The 23,960-nt window shown below is 70.6% G+C and carries 21 protein-coding genes and 1 riboswitch; of the genes, 11 read left to right on the plus strand and 10 right to left on the minus strand.

Annotated features, from left to right (window positions below; translation table 11 throughout):
* Positions 1-64 precede the first annotated feature (64 nt).
* Positions 65-640: a TerD family protein gene (locus tag ACFU5O_RS33050; protein ID WP_384246039.1), complete on the minus strand. Its 576-nt coding sequence runs from the start codon at positions 638-640 to the stop codon at positions 65-67.
* A gap of 154 nt (positions 641-794) precedes the next feature.
* Here ACFU5O_RS33050 and arfB point away from each other — a divergent pair, with 154 nt between their 5' ends.
* Positions 795-1,220, plus strand: a complete 426-nt coding sequence (gene arfB / locus ACFU5O_RS33055) for an alternative ribosome rescue aminoacyl-tRNA hydrolase ArfB (RefSeq protein WP_384246040.1) — start codon at positions 795-797, stop codon at positions 1,218-1,220.
* A gap of 274 nt (positions 1,221-1,494) precedes the next feature.
* On the opposite strand, the gene ACFU5O_RS33060 is transcribed toward arfB, so the two are convergent.
* Positions 1,495-2,058 carry a flavin reductase family protein gene (locus ACFU5O_RS33060; RefSeq protein ID WP_384246042.1) on the minus strand — a complete coding sequence of 188 codons (564 nt, stop codon included), beginning with the start codon at positions 2,056-2,058 and terminating at the stop codon, positions 1,495-1,497.
* A gap of 287 nt (positions 2,059-2,345) precedes the next feature.
* Between ACFU5O_RS33060 and cdgB the strand changes: the two genes are divergently transcribed.
* Both cdgB and ACFU5O_RS33070 read left to right on the plus strand, forming a co-directional pair.
* The gene (gene cdgB, locus ACFU5O_RS33065; protein ID WP_384246043.1) at positions 2,346-4,049 is read left to right on the plus strand and encodes a diguanylate cyclase CdgB; all 1,704 of its coding nucleotides are present in this window, start codon (positions 2,346-2,348) and stop codon (positions 4,047-4,049) included.
* 111 nt (positions 4,050-4,160) lie between these two features.
* The gene (locus ACFU5O_RS33070; RefSeq protein ID WP_384246044.1) at positions 4,161-5,123 is read left to right on the plus strand and encodes a CBM35 domain-containing protein; all 963 of its coding nucleotides are present in this window, start codon (positions 4,161-4,163) and stop codon (positions 5,121-5,123) included.
* 91 nt (positions 5,124-5,214) lie between these two features.
* Here the strand turns inward: ACFU5O_RS33070 and ACFU5O_RS33075 are convergent, their stop codons facing one another.
* From ACFU5O_RS33075 to ACFU5O_RS33085, 3 genes are all read right to left on the minus strand, one after another.
* Positions 5,215-6,141 carry a 1-phosphofructokinase family hexose kinase gene (locus ACFU5O_RS33075; RefSeq protein ID WP_384246099.1) on the minus strand — a complete coding sequence of 309 codons (927 nt, stop codon included), beginning with the start codon at positions 6,139-6,141 and terminating at the stop codon, positions 5,215-5,217.
* Positions 6,142-6,260: 119 nt separating this feature from the next.
* The gene (nagA, locus tag ACFU5O_RS33080; protein ID WP_384246045.1) at positions 6,261-7,406 is read right to left on the minus strand and encodes an N-acetylglucosamine-6-phosphate deacetylase; all 1,146 of its coding nucleotides are present in this window, start codon (positions 7,404-7,406) and stop codon (positions 6,261-6,263) included.
* On the minus strand, positions 7,406-8,338 hold the full coding sequence (locus tag ACFU5O_RS33085; protein WP_384246047.1) for an ROK family protein: 933 nt from the start codon (positions 8,336-8,338) through the stop codon (positions 7,406-7,408). Before ACFU5O_RS33085 ends, nagA begins: the two co-directional genes overlap by 1 nt.
* Positions 8,339-8,516: 178 nt before the next feature.
* Between ACFU5O_RS33085 and ACFU5O_RS33090 the strand changes: the two genes are divergently transcribed.
* From ACFU5O_RS33090 to otsB, 3 genes are all read left to right on the plus strand, one after another.
* Entirely contained in the window at positions 8,517-9,731 is a 1,215-nt protein-coding gene (locus ACFU5O_RS33090; RefSeq protein WP_384246101.1) for an ABC transporter substrate-binding protein, read from the plus strand.
* Between the two features lie 694 nt (positions 9,732-10,425).
* Entirely contained in the window at positions 10,426-10,662 is a 237-nt protein-coding gene (locus ACFU5O_RS33095) for a DUF3263 domain-containing protein (RefSeq protein WP_384246048.1), read from the plus strand.
* A gap of 10 nt (positions 10,663-10,672) precedes the next feature.
* Positions 10,673-11,524, plus strand: a complete 852-nt coding sequence (gene otsB / locus ACFU5O_RS33100) for a trehalose-phosphatase (protein ID WP_384246049.1) — start codon at positions 10,673-10,675, stop codon at positions 11,522-11,524.
* Here the strand turns inward: otsB and ACFU5O_RS33105 are convergent.
* The 3 genes from ACFU5O_RS33105 to ACFU5O_RS33115 all read right to left on the minus strand — a co-directional run bounded on the left by ACFU5O_RS33105 (position 11,462) and on the right by ACFU5O_RS33115 (position 15,746).
* Entirely contained in the window at positions 11,462-12,967 is a 1,506-nt protein-coding gene (locus tag ACFU5O_RS33105) for a trehalose-6-phosphate synthase (protein WP_384246050.1), read from the minus strand. The two genes, otsB and ACFU5O_RS33105, sit on opposite strands and share 63 nt — an antisense overlap.
* A gap of 141 nt (positions 12,968-13,108) precedes the next feature.
* Positions 13,109-14,638 (minus strand): hypothetical protein, encoded by a 1,530-nt coding sequence (locus ACFU5O_RS33110; RefSeq protein WP_384246051.1) that lies wholly within the window; start codon positions 14,636-14,638, stop codon positions 13,109-13,111.
* A 154-nt stretch (positions 14,639-14,792) separates the two neighbouring features.
* Positions 14,793-15,746: a glucosyl-3-phosphoglycerate synthase gene (locus tag ACFU5O_RS33115; protein WP_384246053.1), complete on the minus strand. Its 954-nt coding sequence runs from the start codon at positions 15,744-15,746 to the stop codon at positions 14,793-14,795.
* Positions 15,747-15,862: 116 nt separating this feature from the next.
* Positions 15,863-16,018, plus strand: a riboswitch (SAM riboswitch).
* A 17-nt stretch (positions 16,019-16,035) separates the two neighbouring features.
* Here ACFU5O_RS33115 and thrC point away from each other — a divergent pair.
* The 4 genes from thrC (at position 16,036) to groL (ending at position 20,253) form a co-directional block, all read left to right on the plus strand.
* Positions 16,036-17,319 carry a threonine synthase gene (thrC, locus tag ACFU5O_RS33120; RefSeq protein ID WP_384246054.1) on the plus strand — a complete coding sequence of 428 codons (1,284 nt, stop codon included), beginning with the start codon at positions 16,036-16,038 and terminating at the stop codon, positions 17,317-17,319.
* Positions 17,316-17,594 (plus strand): MoaD/ThiS family protein, encoded by a 279-nt coding sequence (locus ACFU5O_RS33125; RefSeq protein ID WP_384246056.1) that lies wholly within the window; start codon positions 17,316-17,318, stop codon positions 17,592-17,594. The genes thrC and ACFU5O_RS33125 overlap by 4 nt, the downstream gene beginning before the upstream one ends.
* A 463-nt stretch (positions 17,595-18,057) precedes the next feature.
* Positions 18,058-18,261, plus strand: a complete 204-nt coding sequence (locus ACFU5O_RS33130; protein ID WP_030057071.1) for a cold-shock protein — start codon at positions 18,058-18,060, stop codon at positions 18,259-18,261.
* Between the two features lie 369 nt (positions 18,262-18,630).
* Entirely contained in the window at positions 18,631-20,253 is a 1,623-nt protein-coding gene (gene groL / locus ACFU5O_RS33135) for a chaperonin GroEL (RefSeq protein ID WP_384246058.1), read from the plus strand.
* 177 nt (positions 20,254-20,430) lie between these two features.
* On the opposite strand, the gene ACFU5O_RS33140 is transcribed toward groL, so the two are convergent.
* A complete protein-coding gene (locus ACFU5O_RS33140; protein ID WP_384246103.1) occupies positions 20,431-21,027 on the minus strand; it encodes a TetR/AcrR family transcriptional regulator in 597 nt (198 codons plus the stop codon).
* Positions 21,028-21,192: 165 nt separating this feature from the next.
* On the opposite strand from ACFU5O_RS33140, the gene ACFU5O_RS33145 reads away from it, so the two are divergent.
* A complete protein-coding gene (locus ACFU5O_RS33145; protein ID WP_384246059.1) occupies positions 21,193-22,176 on the plus strand; it encodes an alpha/beta hydrolase family protein in 984 nt (327 codons plus the stop codon).
* A gap of 180 nt (positions 22,177-22,356) precedes the next feature.
* Here the strand turns inward: ACFU5O_RS33145 and ACFU5O_RS33150 are convergent, their stop codons facing one another.
* Entirely contained in the window at positions 22,357-23,853 is a 1,497-nt protein-coding gene (locus ACFU5O_RS33150; RefSeq protein WP_384246104.1) for a SpoIIE family protein phosphatase, read from the minus strand.
* Between the last annotated feature and the right edge of the window lie 107 nt (positions 23,854-23,960).

Raw genomic sequence — 23,960 nt, forward strand, 5'->3', positions numbered from 1 at the left:
GCCGGGCGTACGCCGAAGGCCCCGGCCGTGCGTGGCCGGGGCCTTCGAGGCGCCTGTGCCTGTGTCAGACGTTGACGCCGAAGTCCTGGGCGATGCCCACCAGGCCAGAGGCGTAGCCCTGGCCGACCGCGCGGAACTTCCACTCCGCGCCGTTGCGGTACAGCTCGCCGAAGACCATCGCGGTCTCGGTGGCGGCGTCCTCGCTCAGGTCGTAGCGGGCGATCTCGGAGCCGCCGGCCTGGTTGACGATGCGGATGTAGGCGTTGCGCACCTGGCCGAAGTTCTGGGAGCGGTTCTCGGCGTCGTAGATGGAGACCGGGAAGACGATCTTGTCGACGTCGGCCGGCAGACCCTGCAGGTTGACGTTGATCTGCTCGTCGTCGCCGCCGCCCTCGCCGGTGCGGTTGTCACCGGTGTGGACGATGGTCTGGTCCGGCGTGGACTTGTTGTTGAAGAAGACGAAGTGGCCGTCGGAGACGACCTTTCCGCCGGGGTTGACCGCGATCGCCGAGGCGTCGAGGTCGAAGTCGGTGCCGGTGGTGGTACGGACGTCCCAGCCGAGGCCGACCGTGACGGCGGTCAGGCCCGGTGCCTCCTTGGTGAGCGAGACGTTGCCGCCCTTGGACAGGCTTACAGCCATGGGGAGGTCCCTTTCCTGGTCGGATGCAATGCGGTCGGGCTTCGTGCCTTGGACCCCGAAGCTACCGTCACTCTCCATAACGTCGACGAAGCACCGCCAGGTTCCCTGTGAAAAGAAGGTGACGCGGGCGCCTCGCGGACGCGACCATGGACACATGTCCGGGCCCTATCTCATCCGCGGCTCCGTCTCCCTGCCGGAGGCCGAGCTCATGTGGCGTTTCTCGCGCTCGTCGGGCCCAGGCGGCCAGCACGTCAACACGAGCGACTCCCAGGTGGAGCTCCGCTTCGACCTCGCGGCGACGGAAGCGCTGCCCCCGGTGTGGAAGGCCCGCGCCCTGGAGCGCCTCGCCTCCCGTCTGAACGGCGGCGTCGTCACCGTACGGTCCTCGGAGCACCGCTCCCAGTGGCGCAACCGCGAAGCGGCGGCGGTGCGGCTCGCCGCGCTGCTGGCCGAGGCGACGGCCCCGCCGCCGCGCCCGCGGCGGCCCACGAAGATCCCACGGGGCATCAACGAGCGCCGTCTGCGGGAGAAGAAGCAGCGCGCGGAGACGAAGCGAGGCCGCACCGGCCGCGACTGGTGACCGCGGGGGGCTTGTGCTCCCCGCCCCCCCGTTACGGCCCGCATCGGGCGCCGGCGGGCCCAGGTCCGAGCGACGGTCGGGCCGAGGTGTGCGCCCCGGGCGACGGACCCCGGTCCCGGCCTGTCTCCGGGCGACCTGACCCGTGCCCGAACCCTGGCGGGACCAGTGCGTTCTGTCGACCGGTCCCGTTCCCGGGTCCTGCCGTGAACCTGTTCCCGGGTCCGTGAACCCTTTCCCGGATCCGGAAGCCGTGCCGAACCACCGCCGGCGCGGTTCAGCCCAAGTGGCGGTACCTGCCCCTGAAATAGGTGAGCGGGCCACCGTCCGGGCCCGCAAGTCCCGCGTTGAGCACCCGCCCGATCACGAGGGTGTGGTCCCCCGCCTCGACCCGCTGCTCCGTGCGGCATTCCAGTACGGCCAGCGCGCCCTCCACGAGCGGAGACCCGCACACCTCGCCCCGTTTCCAGGCGATGTCCTCGAAGAGGAGCCGGTCGCTGATACGTCCCTTCATCGCGAAACGCCCCGCGATGTGGCGCTGGTGCTCGGAGAGCAGCGACACGCCCCACAGGGGCTGCTCGGCCAGCAGGTCGTCCATGCGCGATCCGTTCCGCAGGCTCACGAGGACCAGCGGCGGGTCCAGCGACACCGACGTGAACGCCGTCGCCGTCATGCCGACGTCATCGCCGCGCGGGCCGTCCTCGCTCAGTGGGGGCTCATGCGCCGTCACCAGCACCACGCCCGCCGCCAGGCGGGACATGGCGGCACGGAACTCGTCGTTGCTCACCCCCTCAGGATGGGGGATGGCCTCGGTGCGGGGAGCTGGAGTCGTCGGGAGCACACCCGGAACGCTAACCTCATCCGCGCAGCGGCCACATCCGGCCAGGGGACCAGTGAGGTCCTAGGACCCTGGTCCGAATTTGCGTTCAAGAAGCGACGAAGCACCGCCGGCACCATCATCTGACCCTTCATCATCTGATGTGACTTGAGTCACAGAGGCCGGTATTTGTTGACCCTGTGTACCGGGTGGGCAGCGCGCTGTGATTCAGTGGCGTGGACAGAGCACCAAGAGGATCGATGAGAAGCCTGGAGTCACGTTAGCTGTCGAGGTCTCGGGGAGAGCGAGCAATGGAGACCGAGTCGGAGCCGTACGTCCGTCTTGCGACCCTGCGGCAGCTCCATCAGGTCGTGACGGACCTCAACACGGCCCGCAGCCTGGCGGACACGCTGCAGACCGTCGCCAACGGCATCGTCGCGGGGCTCGGCTATGAGCTGGCATGCGTCAATCTCGTGCGTCCCGACGGAGACCTCGTCGTCGCCGCCTTCGCCGGAAACTCCGCGGCCGAGGCCCTGATCACCGGCCGGGTGGGCTCGCGCGCCTCGTGGGAGCGAAGACTGTCCATGGGCGAGGCCTGGGGCGAGCTCCGTTTCATACCCCACACCGAGGGCTGGGTGCTGCTGGAGGACGACGTGCCCCAGTGGTACACGGAAGGCCCCGAGCCCCGCTTCGAGGACGAGTGGCACCCCCAGGACCGGCTCTACGCGCCCATGTACGCCTCGGGCGGCGGCCGTGAACTCCTGGGCGTGATATCGGTCGACAAGCCCCGCAACGGCCGCCGGCCGGGCCCCTGGGGCCAGGAGGCGCTGCAGATGTACGCCTCCCAGTCCGCGATTGCGATCAGCAACGCCCGGCTCCGAGCAAACATGCAGCGCGCGCTGGTCCGCCTGGAGCGCGAGCAGCAGGCATTGCGCGCCAGCGAGGAGTCGTTCCGGCAGGCATTCGAGTACGCGCCGAGCGGCATGGCCATCGCCGAGATGGGCGGCGACCAGCACGGCCGGCTGCTGCGCACCAACGACGCGCTGTGCCGCCTCCTCGGCAGGCCCGCCTCCGCGATGCGCCGCTACTCCTTCGCCGACCTGGTCCACCACGACGACATCGGCACGCTGCTGCGCACGTCCGCCGAGGGCGGCAGGGCGGAGCTGCGGCTGGGCCGCCGTGACGGGACGTACGTCTGGGTCTCCCTGCGCAACTCGGTCGTCGCCGACACCGCCGACGGGCCCCGGTTCCTGCTCACGCACGTCGAGGACATCGAGGAGCGCAAGCGGCACGAACTGCATCTCGCGCACCGGGCCAGCCATGACTCGCTGACCGGCCTGCCCAACAGCGCGGAGCTGCGTGCCCGCCTGAGCGCGCGGATCTGCGAGCGGCCGCAGGCGTCGCGGCCGAACGCGGTGGAGACGCTGGACGCGGCGTTCTCCGGCCGGCCCGCGCAGCCCGCGTACGGAAACGGCTACGGCCGCAACGGATACGACGCCGGCGCCGACGAGCACGGCTTCCGGCGGGACGGATTCGACTTCGACCCTCCCGGGCCCGGCAGTCCCTACGAATCCCATGTGCACGCCGTGGCCCCCGACAGCGAGCACGACGACGGCACCAAGGGCCTGGCGGTCCTGTTCTGCGATCTTGACGGCTTCAAGTCGATCAACGACCGGTTCGGGCACAACACCGGCGACGCCGTGCTGATCGAGGTCGCGCGGCGGCTCACGACCGGTGTGCGGGACGGTGACACGGTTGCCCGGCTCGGAGGTGACGAATTCGTCGTTCTCGCGGACGGGCTCGGTGCCGCCGACGCCGCCGACCTGGCCGTTCGCCTGCGGAACGCGATCATTCCGCCGATCCGGGTCGACGGAAGGGCGGTGCGGGTCGGGGCGAGCTTCGGCATCGGGTGGGCGGTCTGCGGAATGTCCGTGGAAGAGGTACTTCAGTCCGCTGACCAGCGGATGTACATCGAGAAGCGGTCCCGCTCCAAGATGCACCGGCGCGCCGGATAGGCCGATCCCGGGAACCGGGCGGGTCCCCGTGGCCGTCCTTGGAGTTGCTCGAACGGGGTAGGCTCGGCCGGTCGGCGACGGCTGGCGAGCAAGGATAGGAGTGACCCAGGGATGACGGCCGGGAACAACGGCGCGACCACGCCCGAGGACGACGATCCGTTCGGCTACCTGTACGCGGACGGACAGCAGACGGGCGCCACACCTCCCCGCCAGGGTGGCTACGGCTACCCGGGCCCGGCGGCGCAGCCCGGCGTGCCCAGGACGTCGTACAACCAGGTCAGAACGGTCGGCGAGCGCCAGTACGGGCAGGTGCCGCAGCAGCAGGGCCACGGCCAGCAGCAGTACGCGCACCAGCCGACCGCGCAGTACGCGGCGCCGGAAACGTACCCCGGCGGGGCTCCGACCCGCCAGAGCCCGCTGCCCGGTCAGGGCGGTCACGGCGGCACCGGCGGCCGCAGCCGCGGGCCGAACACCCGGGGTCTGATCATCGGCGCGAGCGCCGTCGTCGCGGTGGTCGTCATCGGCATCGGTGTGGCGCTCCTCACGAGCGGCGGCGACAAGGGCTCGGAGGCATCCCCGGACAGCAGCGCCCCCGCCGGCCAGGTGAAGCCGAGCAAGGACCCGGGCAAGGGCGGCGGCAAGGACGAAAAGCCCGTCGAGCTGCCGAAGCAGGACGCCGCGACGCTTCAGCTCGGTCCGCCGGCGGTGCTGGCGAAGGACGTCAAGGGCGCGAAGGGCGCGGACGGCGCCTATGTGACCGGCTTCAACGCGGTCGGCGCCTCGGTGACGTGGAAGGCCGACATCCAGAAGGCGGGCAACTACCGGCTCTACGTCCGGTACGCGATCCCCGCCAAGGACGCCAACGCGACGCTCACGGTCAACGGCAAGCCGAACAGCAACCCCATCGGCCTGAAGAACTTCATCGGGTCCACGGACCCGAATCCGGAGAAGAACTGGCAGACCACCTGGGCGCCGGTCACCCTCAAGCAGGGCGAGAACGAGCTCAAGCTCTCCTGCGAGGCGGGCAACCAGTGCGACGCCCTCCTCGACTGGCTCGAGGTCAAGCAGGGCTGACCCGCCCGCCCGAGTTCCGTCACCACCGTCCCGGCCGCGTCTCGTGGCCGGGACGAGGCGTTTCCTGGCGTCGCGGACGCCAGGCGGGGCCTCACGCCGCCGGCGCGTGCTCCGTCACACGGACCTTCGCCAGCAGCTCCTCGTACGACGTCCGGTCGAAGTCGCCTGCCGCCGGGGCCAGGACCGTCGCCGTGGCGAGGGCCACCGCGCGGGTGAGGCGGTCCGGCCAGGGGAGGGATTCGACGAGGCCGGAGAGCAGCCCGGCGACGGCGGAGTCGCCCGCGCCGGTCGGGTTGCCGGGGACCTTCGCGGGTGGTGCGGCGTGCCAGGTGCCCTCGGGGGTGGCCGCGAGGACGCCGTCGGGGCCGAGGGACGAGACCACCGTGCGGGCGCCTCGGCGGCGGGCGTCATGGGTGGCGCGCAGCGGCTCGCGGGAGCCGGTGAGCCGGGCGAGTTCGTCGGCGTTCGGCTTGACCATGTCCGGGCGGGCCGCGATGCCCCGGCGCAGGGGCTCGCCGCCGGTGTCCAGGAGGGCCGGGACGCCCGCGGCCCGTGCCCGGCGGATCAGTTCGGCGTACGCGCCGACGTGGATGCCCGGTGGCAGGCTGCCGCACAGGGCGACGGCGTCGGCGTCGCCCAGGAGCGTCTCGTAGGAGGCGAGGAACGCCGACCACTCGTCCGAAGTGACCGTCGGGCCGGGTTCGTTGAGCTGGGTGGTGTCGCCGGTCGTCGCGTCCACCACGGCGAGCGTACGGCGTGTGTTCCCGGCGACCGGGACGAGCGCGTCGCGCACGGGCAGCCCGCTCAGCAGATCGCGCAGCACGGCGCCCGTCGGCCCGCCCGCGAAGCCTGTGACGACCGCCTCGTGGCCGAGCGTCGCGAGGACGCGGGCGACGTTGAGGCCTTTGCCGCCGGGGCGTTCGAGGACCTCGGTGACGCGGTGGGAGGTGTGCGGGACGAGCGCGGGGACCCGGTAGGTGAGGTCGAGGGCGGTGTTCAGCGTGACCGTCAGGATCACTTCTGACACCCCCGGAGACTGCGCTTGCCATGGTCGGACGGGGCCTGATCATGCCAAAAAGAAGGCGGTTGGCCCAGACCCCGTCCGGCCAACCGCTCTTCTCCCGGGGGCAGAGGGGGTCAGGAAACGCCCGGCTCGACCACCCATGCGCCCTTGCGCATCACGCCCTTCAGTGCGAAGTCCGCGTCCAGCACCACCAGGTCCGCGTCCTTGCCCGGCTCCAGCGAGCCGACCCTGTCGTACACGCCCAGCAGTCGCGCCGGATTGGCAGAGACCGCCCGCACGATGTCCTCGACGGGGAGCCGGTCGACCGTCGCCGCCCGCCGGAACGCGGTGTCCAGGGTCAGCGTGGACCCGGCGATCGAACCGCCCTCCACCAGGCGGGCGACCCCCTCCTTGACCTCGACCTCGAGCGGCCCGAGGTGGTACACCCCGTCGCCGAAGCCGGCCGCGTCCATCGCGTCCGTGATGAAGGCGACCCGGCCCGGCCCCGCGCGGTGGAACGCCAGCTCCAGCGCCGCCGGGTGCAGATGCGTCCCGTCGTTGATCAGCTCGACCGTGATCCGCTCGTCCTCGAGGAGCGCGGCGACCGGTCCGGGCGCCCGGTGCGCGAGGACCGGCATCGCGTTGAAGAGGTGGGTGGCCACGGTGGCGCCCGCGTCGATCGCCTCGATGGTCTGCTCGTACGTCGCGTCGGTGTGGCCGATCGCCGCGATGACGCCGTGCTCGGCCAGCAGCCGTACGGACTCGATGCCGCCGGGCAGTTCGGTGGCGAGGGTGACCATCTTCGCCGTGCCGCGCGCCGCGTCCAGCAGCTTGCGTACCTCCGCCGGGTCGGGGTCGCGCAGCAGCTCCTCGCTGTGCGCGCCCTTGCGGCAGGGCGAGATGAAGGGGCCCTCGAAGTGGATGCCCGCGAGGTCGCCCTGCTCGACGAGCTCCGAGAGGAACCCGGCGCGGTGCGTCAGGAAGTCCATGTCGCCGGTGACGGTGGACGCGACCAGCGTGGTCGTGCCGTGCCGGTGGTGCGTCCGCACACCGGTGAGTACGTCGTCGGCCGTGCCGGAGGTGAACGACGCGCCGCCGCCGCCGTGGTTGTGCATGTCCACGAAGCCGGGGACCAGCCAGTGGCCGGAGAGATCCGTGGAGGGCGTGTCGTCGGGGGCGTGCGCGGCGATCCGCGTGCCGTCGACGATCACCCGCCCGTTCTCGGCGACCCCGGCCGGCAGCACGACCCGGGCGCCTGTGAGAACCATCCGGTCGGCCATCAGGCGGTTACCTCCGTGGTGAGCAGGTCCCAGGCGAGGAGACCCGCGCCCAGGCATCCGGCGGTGTCCCCGAGGGCCGCCGGGACGATCGAGGGCAGCCTCTGGAAGGTGACCCGTGCCTCCACCGCGGCCCGCAGGGGTGTGAACAAGGTTTCTCCTGCACCGGCGAGTCCGCCACCGATGATCAGGGTGCGGGGGTCCAGCAGGGTGAGGGCGGTGACCAGCCCGTCGGCGAGCGCGTCGATCGCTTCCTGCCAGACGCGTACGGCGCGCTCGTCACCGGAATCGACGGCCTTGGCGCAGTCGGCCGCGTCCGCGCCGGGATCGCCGCTCGCGGTGGCCCACGCCCGCGTCACGGCGGCGGCCGAGGCGAGGGTCTCCAGACAGCCGTGCTGTCCGCAGCCGCACCGGGGGCCGCCCGGCCGGACGACGACATGGCCGATCTCCCCGGCGTACCCGTGCGCACCGGCCTCGATGGCGCCGCCGATGCCGATGGCGCCGGCGATGCCCGTGCCGAGCGGCACGAACAGGAACCGGTCGGCGCCCCGGCCCGCGCCGATCCGCCCCTCGGCGAGGCCGCCGGTGCGGACGTCGTGGCCGAGGGCGACGGGGACACCGCCGAGCCGCTCGCCGAGCAGGTCGCGCAGAGGCACGTCGCGCCAGCCGAGGTTCGCGGCGTACACGGCGATGCCGTTCGCGGCGTCGACGATGCCGGGTACGGCGACCCCGGCGGCGACGGCGCTCTCGCCGTAGCGCTCCTCGCCGTACGCCCGCAGCTCGGCGGCGAAGCCGAGGATCGCTTCCACGACCGCCTCGGGCCCGCGCTCGCGGCCGGTGGCCCGGCGCACCTCGTGGAGCAGTGTCCCGTCCTCCCTCGCGAGGGCGGCTTTCATCCCGGTGCCGCCCACATCGAGGGCGATGACGTGTCTCACGCGTACAGTTTCGCCCCCGGACCCGGAAAGGTCTAGTCCACTGTTCGGGTTGCTGCGTTTTGCCCGAGCGTGTGTGCGTGGTGTAGACCTCTGGGGTTCATTTCTCAGATCAAGGTGGGGGGCGCGAGCGTTGCAGCGGCGCTATTTCGGTCCGACGGCGGCGGCAGTCGCACTGGCCATGACGGCGGTGCTCGCCGGGTGCGGGAGCACCGGAGGGGACGGGGAGGTCACGCTCCGGCTGGTCGCGGCGGACTACGGGACCGGCCCGAGCGACACGTCCCAGAAGTACTGGGACGACGTGGCGAGGGCCTTCGAGGCCAAGAACGCGGGCATCAAGGTCGATGTCGACGTCTACTCCTGGAAGGACGTCGACCGCAAGGTCGGCGAGATGGTGGACCAGGGGAACGCCCCGGACATCGCGCAGATCGGCGCGTACGCCGACTACGTCGAGAGGGACAAGCTCTACCGCACCGAAGAGCTGGTCTCCGTCCCCACCCAGGCGAACTTCCTGCCCCTGCTGAGCGAGGCGGGCCAGGTGAACCGCATCCAGTACGGGATGCCTTTCGCGGCCAGCACGCGTCTGCTGTTCTTCAACGAGAAGCTCTTCACGGACGCGGGGCTGCGGGCGCCGACCACCTGGGGTGAGATCCGCGCGGCCGCGCAGAAACTGAAGGCGCAGGGGGTGAAGTACCCCTTCGCGCTGCCGCTGGGCTCGGAGGAGTCACAGGCAGAGGCGATGATCTGGATGCTGAGCGGGGGCGGGGGCTACCAGGACCGCACCAGCGGTGCGTACGAGATCGACTCGACCGAGAACATAGAGACCTTCCGCTGGCTCAAGGACAACCTTGTCACCCCGAAGCTGACCGGGCCGGTCGCCCCCGCAGAGCTGGATCGCGCCGAGGCCTTCGCGGCGTTCACGCGCGGCGAGGTCGGGATGCTCAACGGCCACCCGACCCTGATGCAGACGGCGGAGAAGGCCGGTGTCAAGGTCGGCAAGGTGCCGCTGCCGGGGGCCGACGGCGAGGCCAGGGCGTCGATGGGCGTCGCCGACTGGATGATGGCCTTCAAGCAGAACGGCCACCGCAAGGAGATCGGCCGCTTCCTCGACTTCGCGTACAACGACACGAACGTCCTCGAATTCTCCGACCGTTACGACATCCTGCCGGTGACGATCACGGCGAGCCAGACGATGGCGGCGGACAACAGCCACAAGGACCTGCGGGAATTCCTGGAGGCCCTGCCGACCTCGGAGCTCTACCCCTTCGGCGAGAAGTCGTGGGCGACGGTGAGCGCGAGCGTGAAGAAGAACATCGGCGGGGCGGTGGCGCCGGGGGGCGACCCGGCGGCGGTCCTGACCCGCATCGCGACGGAGGCGGCGTCTGCGGCGGAGTAGCGGGTCGCTGCGCGGGCGGTACGGGTCCGCTGCGCGGTGCGGGTGGGGGTGCGGGTGTCGTGGTGGGCGGTGCCGTGTTGGTTGGCCGGGGTGTCCGTCCTCAAGCGCCGGACGGGCTTAGTGTGCGGGCCGGTGCCGTGACTGCGGCCGGGGTGTCCGTCCTCAAACGCCGGACGGGCTCATGCGGCTGCTGTCGGTGGTGGGGGGGCGGGGCTCCTCCGGGCTCGACTCCTCGGGGACGGCGGCGTACCGCCGACCTCGGAGGCAGCCGGTGGTTCCGCCGTCCCCTGCGGGGCCGACCCTGCACGGCCCCGCCCCTGGCGCGTTGCCGACTGCCGCCCGGTGGGTGGGCAACAGACACGCGACCACGGCGATCGGCCCACCACCCCTGGCCCCGAGGGGGGCCGTGGAGGGGTCGTGTCCGGGACACTAAAGCGTGATTTGTGGCGCGGCGTGGGCGCCGCCATCGAGGTGCCGGTTAGCGCGCCGTAAATCATGCCGTCCCGGATGCGAGCCCCGGAACGGCCCCCAACGCCCGCGACCCGGTACCGGCCGACCCCGTACACCTGAGCCCGTCCGGCGATTGAGGACGGACACACCGGCCAACCAACACGGCACCGTCAACCACGACAACCTCACCCGAACCGCCCGCGCCAGCGACCCGCGCCAGCGACCCGGCAACTATGTTGCTCATATGACCGAAGGTGAGCAGCTCTCCGAGCGGGACCGCGCTGTCCTCCGGATGGAGCGGAGCGACTGGCCCGGACCCGGGGCCAAGGAGCGGGCGATACGGGAGCGGTTGGGGATGTCACCGACGCGGTACTACCAGCTGCTGAACGCCCTGCTGGACGACCCCCGCGCCCTGGCGCACGATCCGGTGACCGTCAATCGCCTCCGGCGAGTGCGGGACTCCCGCCGCGAGCGCCGATAGGGTCGGCAGCATGGGCAGCCATTCGGACGACGCACTGCCGGAGCCGACCACGTCCCAAGGACGGGAAGGCCTCGCCGCGATTCTCGAGAGGCCGCGGGAGACCGTGGTCGCGCTGGACTTCGACGGCACGCTCGCCGACATCGTGCCCGACCCGGAGCAGGCCCGCGCCCATCCCGGCGCCGTCGAGGCGATCGCCGGGCTGGCATCGCAGGTGGCGTCCGTCGCCATCCTGACCGGGCGCCCGGCCGGGGTCGCCGTCAGGTACGGCGGATTCGAGGGCCGGCCCGGCCTCGAACGCCTCGTCGTACTGGGCCATTACGGCGCCGAGCGCTGGGACGCCCGCACCGGTACGGTCCAGGCCTCCGCCCCGCCCCCCGGCCTCGACGCCGTACGCGCGGAGCTGCCCGGGCTCCTCGACTCGGTCGGTGCCTGGGAGGGCGTCTGGATCGAGGAGAAGGGCCGCGCGGTCGCCGCGCACACGCGCCGCGCCAAGGATCCACAGGCCGCCTTCGAGGCGCTGCGCGGCCCCATCGCCGAGCTGGCCGCCCGCCACGGACTGATCGTCGAGCCGGGGAGGCTCGTCCTGGAGGTGCGCCCGGCCGGCGTCGACAAGGGCGTCGCGCTGGAGGAGTTCGTACGGGAACAGCAGGCCGGTGCCGTGCTGTACGCGGGTGACGACCTCGGTGATCTCGCCGCCTGCGCCGCCGTCGAGAAGCTGCGTTCCGACGGCATCCCCGGACTGCTGGTGTGCAGCGGCACCGACGTGCCGGAACTCGCCGAGCGCGCCGACATGGTGCTGTCAGGTCCGGCCGAGGTCGTCCGCTTCCTCGCCGCCCTCGCCGAGCGCCTCAAGCGCGTGTAGCTGCTCCAGGAACCATTGCTGCGGCGGCAGCGCTGTCGCCGCGGCGGCCAGCCGCTTGGTGCGCTCGGCCCGCTCCCCGTCGGGCATCGTCAGCGCCTGGTGGAGCGCGGCGGCGGTGCCCGTGACGTCGTACGGGTTCACCACGATCGCCTCGTCGCCGAGCTCCTCGTACGCCCCGGCCTCCCGGGACAGCACCAGCGCACATCCCGCGTCCGAGACGACCGGGATCTCCTTGGCGACGAGATTCATCCCGTCCCTGATGGGATTGACCAGCGCCACGTCCGCAATCCGGTACGCGGCCAGCGACCGCGCGAAGTCGTCCTTGACGTGCAGCACCACCGGTGTCCAGCCGGGCGTCCCGTACTGCGCGTTGATCTCCTCGGAGAGCCGCGCGACCTCCGCCGTGTAGTCGCGGTAGACGGGCAGGTCCTGCCGGGACGGGTACGCGAAGGCCACGTGCACCACGCGTTCGCGCCACTCGGGGCGTTCGTCGAGCAGTGTCCGGAACGCCAGCAGACCGCGGACGATGTTCTTGGACAGCTCGGTCCTGTCCACGCGGACGATGGTCTTCCGGTCGCCCTCCCCGCCGACCTGGTCGCGCAGCGCGACCATGCGTTCCTCGACGTCCAATTCGTGCGAGCGCCGCCGCAGGAACCCGGCTTCCGCGCCGAGTCCGTGCACTCCGACCAGCGTCGTCCGGAAGGCGGACTCCCCGGTCGGGGAGTGCCGGATGCGGGGGCGCGGGTCGTCCGGCGCAGAGGAGACGATCCGCCCGTCCTCGGCGACGTTCCCGGCGCACTGCATGAAGGCGGACGCCCATCGCCAGGTGAGGAAGCCGAGCCGGTCCGCGCCGAGCATCCCCCGCACCAGTTCCTCCGCGACGTCGTCCGGCAGCATCCGGAAGTACTCAGGCGGTGCCCACGGCGTGTGCGAGAAGTGCCCGATCCGCAGATCGGGGCGGAGCTCCCGGAGCATCCCGGGCGCGAGCGCCAGGTGGTAGTCCTGGATCATCACTACGGCGCCGGGCGCGGACTCCGCCGCCAACGCGTCGGCGAAGGCGCGGTTGTAGGTCCGGTAGGCGTCCCACTGCCGGCGGAACTGCGCGTCGAAGACCGGCTCCAGCGGGGTCTGGTACAGCATGTGGTGGACGAACCACAGTACGGAGTTCGCGATGCCGTTGTACGCGTCCGCGTGCACGGTGGCGTCGATGTCCAGCATCCGTACGCCCGGCTCTGCGACACCGCGGCGCACCGCCTCGCGGTCGCCGTCGCCCAGTGCGGCGCACACCCACAGGGCGTCCGCGTCCGTCCCGATGGCCGAGAGACCGGAGACCAGCCCACCGCCGCCACGCCGGGCGTCGAGTGTGCCGTCCTCGCGGAAGGCGTATGTGACCGGACCGCGGTTGGAGGCGACGAGTACCTGCGCCGCGCGCTCGGAGACCATGTCGCCAACCTAGCCCGTCCGGTAACCGCTCAAACGTACGGCCGGACTCCGTCGGCGGAGTCCGGCCACACGATCACCCGATCGGCCACACGATCACCCGATCGGCCACACGGTCACCCGATCAGCCACAGCGTCACCCGATCAGTGGTCACGGCGCCGATCGCGCGTCGCGGCCACGGCGATCGCACCGGCCGCGGTGAGTGCCAGGGCGAGGGCGCCGAGCAGCCAGAGCCGTTCGGTCCGCCCGCCGGTGGCGGCCATCTCGCTGGGGCTGCCGTTCGCTCCGGCGGGACGGCCCGGGCCGTTGCCGGGAACCACCGGGGCGGCGCCGGGCTTGTCCGGGGCTCCTGACCGCACCGGCTGCTGCGGGTGCCGGGGCTGCTCCGTGGTCGCCGGAGGCACGGGCCGCGCCTGCACCCTCCCCTCACCCCTGTCCGCGTCGGCGTCACCGGGTTCGCGGTTCTCCCGGTTCTCCCGGTCCGCCCGGTTCTCCCGGCCGTTCGTGCCCTCGGTGCCCTCGGTGCCCTCGGTGCCCTCGGTGCCCTCGGTGCCCTCGGTCCGCTCCGAGGCGACCGGGTCCGGCTCCACGGTGGCCTGAAGTCGCGCGTCCCCGGCGCCCTCCTCGCCGACGGTGACCGTGTACGTCACCGTCGTGTCGGCGGGTGAGCCCTCCGCGCCGGACGCCTTCTTCGTGACCTCCGGATCCGGCACCGGGGTGGACAGGGCCAACGCCGATGCCACATAGGCGTCGTCGCCCGACCTGAACGACACCTTCGCGGACGTGGCGCCCACTCCCGCCCCGGTCTGGCCGTCGACGAGGAAGCGGTCGCCCATGGAGGTCCGACCCCCGTACGCCGCGACGGACGCCCGGACCTGGCCCCCGGAGCGGTAGAAGCCGCTCACCGAGACGGTCGTCGCGGGGGAGGCGGGGCGCTGCAGGACGTGTCCGCCGTAGACATGGACGTTGCGCCGTTCGGGGGCGTACTTCTCGTCGGGGCGGTCGTACGCGTAGACGACGGTCAGCGACCAGCCCGCGCCGCAGCCCTCTTCGGCCGAGGCCCAGATGTCGCCGACCGTGACGGGCAGCGGGGTGCCGGAGCCGGTGACGTCCTCGAAGGCGGCGGTGACGTCGGCCTCGCCGGTGTAGAAGTGCGCTCCGGACGCCGCCCCCCGGTCCTGGACCAGATTCTCGGCCCTGACCACGACCGGCTTGCCCTTGCCGACGCTGATCGTGGGGGTGGAGTCGAGCGGCGCGCCGGGGGACGAGCCGGAGTCCGACCGGCCTCTGTCCGACAGGTCCGCGTCCGACCGGTCGGCGGCGCCGAGATCCGCATCGGACAGGTCCGCGTCCGGGCGACGGTCGTCCGGCCGGTCCGCGTCCGCGCCGGAGGCGGCGCAGCGGTGGAGCAGCTCGCCGTCCGGGCTCCGGTACGTGCCGTCGTTGCCGCCCCAGAACAGCCGGGCATAACTGACACGGGCCCCCGGTGGGACGCCGACCTGGCCGGTTCCGGTCCGTTCGGCGCCCTGGACGGCGCTGCCGACGGTGGTGAAGTCGCCGTACAACGACGCGTCGTACCGCTTCTTGAAGGGGGACACGGCGTCGCCGGCGGCCCTGCCAGGGAGGAGCATCCCGGTCGAGACGACGGCGGAGGCGGTCGTGAGAACCGTCAAGGCCCCGACGAAACGAGGCAACCTGGAAGTCCGGCGCCAAGCGCCCGTGAGTTTCGCATAGCCCATATCTACGAAACTTAGACAATCCGATGGATTGTGGCGTGCTGCGGCGCACATGCGTTAGGCCGCCGGTGTCGTCGGGCCGCCGGTGCGGCTATGCCGCCCTGCGCTTCGCGTACTCCACGATCTCCACCATCGGAGGCCGTTCCTGGGTGTCCACCTCATGCGTCCGCGGCACGAACCCCTCGTCGCCCCGTTCGAACTGCGTCAGTGCCGGACGCACCAAATGGCCGCGGGAAAGTCGCAGTTGCGCCGTGCGGTAGATCGCCGCCGCCATCCGGCCCAGCGCCTGCCCGTCCTGGTGCCGGTGCAGCCGCACCCCCACGTCGACCTGCGCGAGCGCGTCGAGCCCGACCGTGTGCAGTGCGTCGACCAGCAGTCCGAGCTCCACCCCGTATCCGACGGGGAACGGCAGCCGCTCCAGCAGCGACCGCCGCGCCGCGTACTCCCCGCCCAGCGGCTGGACGAATCCGGCCAGCTGCGGCCAGTGCAGATTGAGCAGCGGGCGGGCCACCAGTTCGGTCACCCGGCCGCCCTGACCGGGGGTGCCCCCCAGCGGCCGGTCGTACATCGCCTTGACGAACTGGATTTCCGGCTCGGTCAGCAGCGGTCCGACGATGCCGGAGACGAAGTCGGCGGAGAACTCCTTCAGGTCCGCGTCCACGAAACAGACGATGTCGCCGCTCGTCACCAGCAGCGAGCGCCACAGCACCTCGCCCTTGCCGGGGACGGCCGGGATCCGCGGGAGTATCGCGTCCCGGTGCACGACCCGCGCGCCCGCCTTCGCCGCCACCTCGGACGTGCGGTCCGTCGAACCCGAGTCCACGACCACGAGCTCGTCCACGAGAGGCACCGCGTCGGTCATGAGCTCGCGCCGGATCACGGAGACGATCTCGCCGACCGTCGTCTCCTCGTTCAGGGCGGGGAGCACGACGCTGACCGTCGTACCGTGCTTGGCCGTGCGCTTCGCGGCGACGAGCTGGTCGAGCGGGCGGTCTGCCACGGACCAGGACCGCCGGGCCAGCCAGCGCTCCACCTCTTCCAGCACGTGATCTCCATCTCGCGGATCGGACGACCATCTCAAGGGTCCGGGGGTTCGGTTACAGTCTTGAACAACGCGGACGACCCTCGCATGCCGGGGGCGTCACGCCGACAATCACATACCGCTCATCCAGAGGGGCAGAGGGATACGGCCCGTTGAAGCCCCGGCAACCCTCCAGCCGGTTCTCGTCGCACGTCTTACGACACTCGCGCGGGGCCCCGGCTAGGGAAGGTGCCAATTCCGTCTCGTGGCGAGATGCGCCGCGAGGAAGATGAGGAGAAAGGGCCTCGCCTCCATGGCTGCGCAGACTGTTGCCACCACCACCGAATCTGTCGATCTGGGCCCAGCCTCCGGGCTCTCCTGCCGCGAGTGCGGCGAGCGGTTCGCTCTCGGCCCGATCTTCGCGTGTGAGATCTGTTTCGGGCCGCTCGAAGTCGCGTACGACCTGCCGAGCGGCGACCCGGACGGTCTGCGCAAGCAGATCGAGAACGGCCCGGCCAACCTCTGGCGCTATGCGCCGCTGCTCCCCGTCCCCGCCGACGTGGCGAGCAAGCCGAACCTGAACCCGGGCTGGACCGAGCTCGTCAAGGCCGACAACCTGGCCCGTGAGCTGGGTGTCACCGGCGGTCTCTACGTCAAGGACGACTCCGGCAACCCGACGCACTCCTTCAAGGACCGCGTCGTCGCCCAGGCACTGGAGGCCGCCCGCGCCTTCGGCTTCACCACGCTCTCCTGCTCCTCCACCGGCAACCTGGCCGGCGCGGTCGGCGCCGCCGCCGCCAGGGCGGGCCTGCGCTCCTGCGTGTTCATCCCGCACGACCTGGAGCAGGGCAAGGTCGTGATGGCCGCGGTGTACGGCGGCCGGCTCGTCGGTATCGAGGGCAACTACGACGACGTCAACCGCTTCTGCTCCGAGCTCATCGGCGACCCGGCGGGCGAGGGCTGGGGCTTCGTCAACGTCAACCTGCGGCCGTACTACGCCGAGGGTTCCAAGACGCTCGCGTACGAGATCTGCGAGCAGCTCGGCTGGCAGCTCCCCGACCAGATCGTCATCCCCATCGCCTCCGGCTCCCAGCTCACCAAGATCGACAAGGGTCTGCAGGAGCTGATCAAGCTCGGGCTCGTCGAGGACAGGCCGTACAAGATCTTCGGCGCCCAGGCCGAGGGCTGCTCCCCGGTGTCCGTGGCCTTCAAGGCCGGTCACGACGTGGTCCGGCCGCAGAAGCCGGACACGATCGCCAAGTCCCTGGCGATCGGCAACCCGGCCGACGGCCCCTATGTCCTGGACATCTGCCGCCGTACCGGCGGAGCCGTGGAGGACGTGACCGACGAGCAGATCGTGGACGCGATCAAGCTGCTGGCCCGCACGGAGGGCATCTTCACGGAGACCGCCGGCGGGACGACCCTCGGCGTGGCGAAGAAGCTGATCGAGGCCGGTGTGATCGACCCGTCCCTCACGACCGTCGTCGTCAACACGGGTGACGGCCTGAAGACCCTCGACGCGGTGGCTCCCACGACGGGTATGTCCGCAGTCATCCGCCCCAACCTGGACTCCTTCCGAGAGGCTGGTCTCGCATGAGCGTCAACGTCCGCATCCCCACCATCCTCCGCACGTACACCGGCGGCCGGGCCGAGGTCCCGGCGGAGGGTGCCACCCTCGCCGAGGTCATCGCCGACCTGGAGACGAAGCACACGGGAATCGCGGCCCGTGTGCTGGACGACCAGGGCAAGCTGCGCCGCTTCGTGAACGTGTACGTCAACGACGACGACGTCCGCTTCGAGCAGGGGCTGGAAACGGCGACCCCGGACGGCGCCGGCGTCTCGATCATCCCGGCCGTCGCAGGCGGCTGCTGAGCCCCTGAACCGGCCACGGTGCGTTACCTGAATTGCCCCTTCCGCAAGCTAAGCGGAGGGGGCAATTCTGCATGGTTGAGCGCGGTAGAGTTGGGAAGTCCCCTCCGCAGCGTGTGCCAGACGCATATACGAATGTGTCCGCGCACGACAAGAAACAGCCAAAGTGTTCGAGCGGGATGCGCATTAAGTGCGCTTTGCCCGGCCCGAGTTGCCCGGGAATGCTCGGAATTCTTCCCTTTATCCGATCAGGCGTGCCCAGATTTCTCGTCCGATTGACCTGTTGCAGACGGCAGTTGGACAGATACATTCAGCCGCGGTCGACGCGTTCCGGCACACACTCATGGTGGTCTCTCCATCCCCCCTGGGGGTGAGGAAACTGTCCGTGAGTGAGGTCTGAAGTGAGGTCTGACCCGGGTCCGCGAAGTGCGGACCTGTGCAAGGGCCAGTAATAGGGGAGTTAGGCATGGCTCAGGGCACCGTCAAGTGGTTCAACGCGGAGAAGGGGTACGGCTTCATCGCGGTCGACGGTGGTGCGGATGTTTTCGTCCACTACAGCGCGATCCAGATGGACGGCTACCGCACCCTGGAGGAGGGTCAGCGGGTCGAGTTCGAGATCTCGCAGGGCCAGAAGGGGCCGCAGGCGGACATGGTCCGCGCAGCCGGCTGAGCGCCGACTGACTGCAGCGACATGACGGAGGGCCCGCACCCACGGCTGGGGGTGCGGGCCCTCCGCCGCGCCCGGACCGGAGGCTTCTTCGAAGCCGCTTGCGCCCTCCCGTCACCCGACCGCCGCCCCTCATCGAGGCTTCTTCGAAGCCGCTTGCACTCTCTGGGTCCGAGTGCTAATCATTGGCGTTAGCACTCTACGAGTGAGAGTGACAACTAAGGACCGGGTCGGTGAGGCCCGCACGCCTGGTGGGGCCAGGAACCACAAGGCATGCAGGCCGTCCGTCGCGGGCGCCAGCGCGGTCCGGAGCAATCCTCCCCCGTGGCCTGCGGCACGGGGGGACCCCCAAGTCCGGGAGGACCACTTCACATGGCCAAGATCATCGCGTTCGACGAGGAGGCACGGCGCGGTCTCGAGCGCGGGATGAACCAGCTCGCCGACGCCGTCAAGGTCACCCTTGGCCCCAAGGGCCGGAACGTCGTCCTCGAGAAGAAGTGGGGCGCCCCCACGATCACCAACGATGGTGTCTCCATCGCCAAGGAGATCGAGCTCGAGGACCCGTACGAGAAGATCGGCGCCGAGCTGGTCAAGGAAGTCGCCAAGAAGACGGACGACGTCGCCGGTGACGGTACGACCACCGCGACCGTTCTCGCCCAGGCGCTCGTCCGCGAGGGCCTGCGCAACGTGGCGGCCGGCGCCAACCCGATGGCCCTGAAGCGCGGCATCGAGAAGGCCGTCGAGGCCGTCTCCGGCGCCCTGCTCGAGCAGGCCAAGGACGTGGAGACCAAGGAGCAGATCGCCTCCACCGCCTCCATCTCCGCCGCCGACACCCAGATCGGCGAGCTCATCGCCGAGGCCATGGACAAGGTCGGCAAGGAAGGCGTCATCACCGTCGAGGAGTCCCAGACCTTCGGTCTGGAGCTGGAGCTCACCGAGGGTATGCGCTTCGACAAGGGCTACATCTCGGCGTACTTCGCCACCGACATGGAGCGTATGGAGGCGTCGCTCGACGACCCGTACATCCTGATCTTCAACGGCAAGATCTCCAGCGTGAAGGACCTGCTCCCGCTGCTGGAGAAGGTCATGCAGTCGGGCAAGCCGCTGCTGATCATCGCCGAGGACGTCGAGGGCGAGGCCCTGTCCACCCTGGTCGTCAACAAGATCCGTGGCACCTTCAAGTCCGTCGCCGTCAAGGCCCCGGGCTTCGGTGACCGCCGCAAGGCCATGCTCGGCGACATCGCCATCCTCACCGGTGGCACCGTCATCTCCGAGGAGGTCGGTCTCAAGCTGGAGAACGCCACCCTCGACCTGCTGGGCCGCGCCCGCAAGATCGTCGTCACCAAGGACGAGACGACGATCGTCGACGGCGCCGGTGACAGCGAGCAGGTTCAGGGCCGCGTCAACCAGATCCGTGCCGAGATCGAGCAGTCGGACTCGGACTACGACCGTGAGAAGCTCCAGGAGCGCCTCGCGAAGCTGGCCGGCGGCGTGGCCGTCATCAAGGCCGGTGCCGCGACCGAGGTCGAGCTCAAGGAGCGCAAGCACCGCATCGAGGACGCCGTCCGCAACGCGAAGGCGGCCGTCGAGGAGGGCATCGTCGCCGGTGGTGGCGTGGCTCTCATCCAGGCGTCCTCCGTCTTCGAGAAGCTGGAGCTCGACGGCGACGAGGCCACCGGTGCGCAGGCTGTGAAGCTCGCGCTCGAGGCCCCGCTGAAGCAGATCGCCGTCAACGCCGGCCTCGAGGGCGGTGTCGTGGTGGAGAAGGTGCGCAACCTGACCCCGGGCCACGGCCTGAACGCCGCGACCGGCGAGTACGTCGACCTCATCGCCGAGGGCATCATCGACCCGGCCAAGGTGACGCGCTCCGCGCTGCAGAACGCCGCGTCGATCGCCGCGCTGTTCCTCACCACCGAGGCCGTCATCGCCGACAAGCCGGAGAAGGCCTCCGCGGCCGCTCCGGGCGGCATGCCGGGCGGTGACATGGACTTCTGATCGACCTCTGGTTGATCAACCGTCCTGAAGACCGAGGGCGGCACCCCCTACTCCCAGGGGGTGCCGCCCTCGGGCGTTTTTCCGGGTGTCCATGCGCTTGGATCGGGCCGGATCAGTGAGCGGCAGGGTCCTTCCTCCACGAACAGCCCCTCGCCGCGTACGGGCTCGCCGGCGGCATCAGGATGACTGCGGTCGCTGTAGTCCCTGGAGGAGCAGTTCGATCATTCGGCGGGGGTCATAGCGGGAATCGCTGTCGTGTCCGATGCAGAGGTTGCCGATGGCGCGCATCAGTTCGTAGGCGTGCGTACCGGGCCCGATTTCGCCGGCGTCGACTGCGGCGTCGAGCAATTGCGCGCAGGCGGGCACCAAGCGGTCAAGGAAGTAGGCGTGCAGCGCCTCGAAGCCACTGCTGTCCGATTGCAGCGCGTTGGCGAGTCCGTGCTTCGTGACCAGGAAGTCCACGAAGAGGTCGACCCACTGTCGGAGTGCTGCGAGTGGGGAGTCGGCACTGGCCAGCAGGTTCGGGCCGGCCTCTGCGCATGCCTCGACCTGGTGGCGGTAGACGGCGACGACGAGATCCGCCCGAGTCGGGAAGTGGCGGTAGATCGTCCCCACCCCGACGCCCGCTCTGGCCGCGATCGCACGGATCGGTGCGTCGACGCCGGAGTCGACGAACACCGCAGCGGCGGCGGCAAGCAGCGTCTGCTGGTTGCGCAGCGCGTCCGCCCGCTTGCTTCGGGCCGGCACCTCCCCGGACTGGCTCGTACTGGACACCACGCTCTCCTTCCGACGGCCGTTGACTAAGCGGAACAGCGTTCCGTATATTATACGGAACAACGCTCCGCTTTCGGTGCGGCCGAAGCGGGTCACTCCTGACCCCTCCCCCGCCGCCAGCCGAATGAGACCGGCAGCAGAGCCCATGGAAGGGAAATGCGCATCATGAGCGAATCGACTTACGCGGCCGCCACCGTCAGCTTGCCCGCTCCCGTCCTCTCGGTCAGTCCGGTGGTGCTGTCAGCTCCCGGCAGAGCCGTGGACCTGGAGGTGCGGGTCTCCGCGCCCGTGACCGGGAGCGGGTTGCCGGTCATCCTCCTCTCGCACGGTCAGGGCTACTCGAACAACCTCTCCTCACTGAACGGCTACGCGCCACTCGCCAACTTCTGGGCGGCGCACGGCTTCGTCGTGATCCAGCCCACCCATCTGAGCTCGACGACGCTGAGCCTGGATCCCGATACCCCCGGGGCGCCTCTGTACTGGCGATCACGGGCCGAGGACATGAAGCGCATCCTCGACCAGCTCGACGTGATCGAGGCCGCCGTCCCGCAGCTCCTCGGGCGCCTGGACCGAAGCAAGGTCGCCGTAGCCGGGCACTCGATGGGCGGGCACACCGCGAGCCTGCTGCTGGGCGCCCGGCTCACCGATCCGCACGACGGAACGGAAGTGGACCTGGCCGATCCCCGGATCAAGGCGGGTGTACTGCTTGCCGCGCCCGGCAGAGGGGGCGATGCCCTCACCGAGTCCGTGGCCGAGAATCTTTCCTTCTTCCTGACCACGGACTTCTCCGGGATGACGACGCCCACGCTCGTGGTCGCCGGCGACAAGGACGCCTCTGCCCATCTGACGGTTCTGGGCCCGGACTGGCACACCGATCCGTACGTCCTCTCCCCGGGCCCCAAGTCCCTGCTCACCCTGTTCGACGCGGAGCACGGGCTCGGCGGGGTCTCTGGATATGACGTCGCCGAGACCACGGACGAGAACCCCGAGCGAGTGTCTGCCGTCCAGCGGCTCACCTGGGCCTACCTCCGCACCGAGCTCTACCCCGGGGACTCCGCCTGGCAGACAGCGCGTGACGCGCTGACGACCGGCCCAAACCCGCTCGGACGGGTCGAGTCCAAGGAGGCCGAAGAGACACCGTCTCCGTAGCGGACCAACAGCACGAGACGGTCGCCGCACCGGCCCGCGCCCGTGCTGGAACTGCTGGGCACCTGTTCTCCTTACGGTCCGCCGGGCCGGAGCTGCTCCGACGGAGCACCGGGTGGGCGGAGCACCGGGTGAGCGGCGGCCCGCGAGATGCCCGTCAACGGGCCCCGTCCTCCGAGGTGTTCAGCTCCTCCGGGCCGGGGGCCGGTTCCGCGCCAGCTTCAGCGTGAACCACGTCGTCTTGCCGTCGTCCGTCGGACGCATGCCCCAGCTGCCGGCCAGCGTGTCCACGAGGATGAGTCCCCGCCCGGACTCGTCGTCGGCGGCGGCCAGCCGCGGCTGGGGCGGGTGGTGGCTGTGGTCGCTCACCTCCACGGTGAGCTCCGTGCTGTTGAGCCGTATCCGAAGGTTCACCGGTCCCTGCCCGTGCTGAATGGCGTTCGTGACCACCTCGGACACCAGCAGCTGTGCGTCGTCGGAGAGTTGGGTGCAGCCCCACTCGACGAGGGACTCGGCGAGGAACGCCCGCGCGCTCGACACGGAGGCCGGTTCCGCCGTCAGTTCCGTCTCCGCCGTGGCCAGCGGGGCCGCGGGCAACTGGGCGACGAGCAGCGTCACATCGTCATGGTGGTGCTCGGTGGAGGGCAGGACCGATGCCAGCACATCGTCCACGACCGCCTCCAGGTCGGGCGCGGCAGCGAACGCCTTGTCGAGCGCCCTGATGAGCGCGGCGAGCTGCTCCTCGATGTCGCCTTGTGGCGTCTCTATCAGCCCGTCGGTGAAGAGGATCAGGCTGGAGCCGGGCGCGACGGCGAGAGTGGTCTGCTGGTGGAGATGGTCGCCGACTCCGAGGGGTACGCTCACCGGCGCGTCGAGGGGCTGCACGTCCTGCCCCGGTGCCGCGACGAGGGCAGGAAGGTGCCCGGCGGAGCACACCGTCACCTCGCCCGCGTCCGGCGCGACGACCAGATAGCAGCAGGTGACCAACTGATCGGGCCCGTCGAGCTCGGCGACGATCGCGTCGAGCGACTGCATCAGCTGGCGCGGCTGCATCCCGGTCCTGGCGAGAGCATGCGCCGCGGACCGGAGCTGTCCCATGATCGCGGCGGCTTCCAGGCCGCGCCCCATGACATCGCCGATGAGAACGCCGACGCGCCCGGCGCCGAGCGGAATGAGGTCGAACCAGTCGCCCCCCACACCCGCGCCCTGCGTGGCGGGCAGATAGCGGCTGGCCGTGTTCAGCCCGGGAACCGCCCGCGGAGTTCCCATGAGACTGCGCTGAAGAGTGAGGGCGACATGCCGCTGCTGCTCGTACAGGGCGGTGAGCTGCTCCTCGGCGGCTTTGCGTTCGCTGACGTCGCGTACGGCGGCGGAGACGAGGAGGCCGTCGGTGGTCTCGAGGGGGCTGAGGCTGATCTCGACGGGGAACTCGGTTCCGTCCTTGCGCAGGCCGTGGAGTTCGAGTCCGGCTCCCATGGGGCGGACCTGCCGGTTGTGGGTGTAGCCGTTGCGGTGGCCGGCGTGGTGGCCGCGGAAGCGGCCGGGAACGAGGATTTCGACGGGGCGGCCGAGGAGTTCCTCGCGCCGGTAGCCGAAGAGGGCTTCGGTCTGGGCGTTGACGAGGCGGATGCTTCCGGCGTCGTCGACGATGACCATGGCGTCCGGCGCGGCCTCCAGCAGCCCCCGGAACCGCTCCTCGGCGGCTTTGCGTTCGCTGACGTCGCGTACGGCGGCGGAGACGAGGAGGCCGTCGGTGGTCTCGAGGGGGCTGAGGCTGATCTCGACGG

This window comes from Streptomyces sp. NPDC057445 (genome assembly GCF_042802855.1).
In the GTDB taxonomy this organism is placed as follows: domain Bacteria; phylum Actinomycetota; class Actinomycetes; order Streptomycetales; family Streptomycetaceae; genus Streptomyces.

Bases quoted from the DNA above. Each gene is read 5' to 3' on its own strand.
- ACFU5O_RS33050 (WP_384246039.1), bottom strand. From the start codon at position 640: ATGGCTGTAAGCCTGTCCAAGGGCGGCAACGTCTCGCTCACCAAGGAG.
- arfB (WP_384246040.1), top strand. From the start codon at position 795: ATGTCCGGGCCCTATCTCATCCGCGGCTCCGTCTCCCTGCCGGAGGCC.
- cdgB (WP_384246043.1), top strand. From the start codon at position 2,346: ATGGAGACCGAGTCGGAGCCGTACGTCCGTCTTGCGACCCTGCGGCAG.
- ACFU5O_RS33070 (WP_384246044.1), top strand. From the start codon at position 4,161: ATGACGGCCGGGAACAACGGCGCGACCACGCCCGAGGACGACGATCCG.
- nagA (WP_384246045.1), bottom strand. From the start codon at position 7,406: ATGGCCGACCGGATGGTTCTCACAGGCGCCCGGGTCGTGCTGCCGGCC.
- ACFU5O_RS33090 (WP_384246101.1), top strand. From the start codon at position 8,517: ATGACGGCGGTGCTCGCCGGGTGCGGGAGCACCGGAGGGGACGGGGAG.
- ACFU5O_RS33095 (WP_384246048.1), top strand. From the start codon at position 10,426: ATGACCGAAGGTGAGCAGCTCTCCGAGCGGGACCGCGCTGTCCTCCGG.
- otsB (WP_384246049.1), top strand. From the start codon at position 10,673: ATGGGCAGCCATTCGGACGACGCACTGCCGGAGCCGACCACGTCCCAA.
- ACFU5O_RS33105 (WP_384246050.1), bottom strand. From the start codon at position 12,967: ATGGTCTCCGAGCGCGCGGCGCAGGTACTCGTCGCCTCCAACCGCGGT.
- thrC (WP_384246054.1), top strand. From the start codon at position 16,036: ATGGCTGCGCAGACTGTTGCCACCACCACCGAATCTGTCGATCTGGGC.
- ACFU5O_RS33125 (WP_384246056.1), top strand. From the start codon at position 17,316: ATGAGCGTCAACGTCCGCATCCCCACCATCCTCCGCACGTACACCGGC.
- ACFU5O_RS33130 (WP_030057071.1), top strand. From the start codon at position 18,058: ATGGCTCAGGGCACCGTCAAGTGGTTCAACGCGGAGAAGGGGTACGGC.
- groL (WP_384246058.1), top strand. From the start codon at position 18,631: ATGGCCAAGATCATCGCGTTCGACGAGGAGGCACGGCGCGGTCTCGAG.
- ACFU5O_RS33145 (WP_384246059.1), top strand. From the start codon at position 21,193: ATGAGCGAATCGACTTACGCGGCCGCCACCGTCAGCTTGCCCGCTCCC.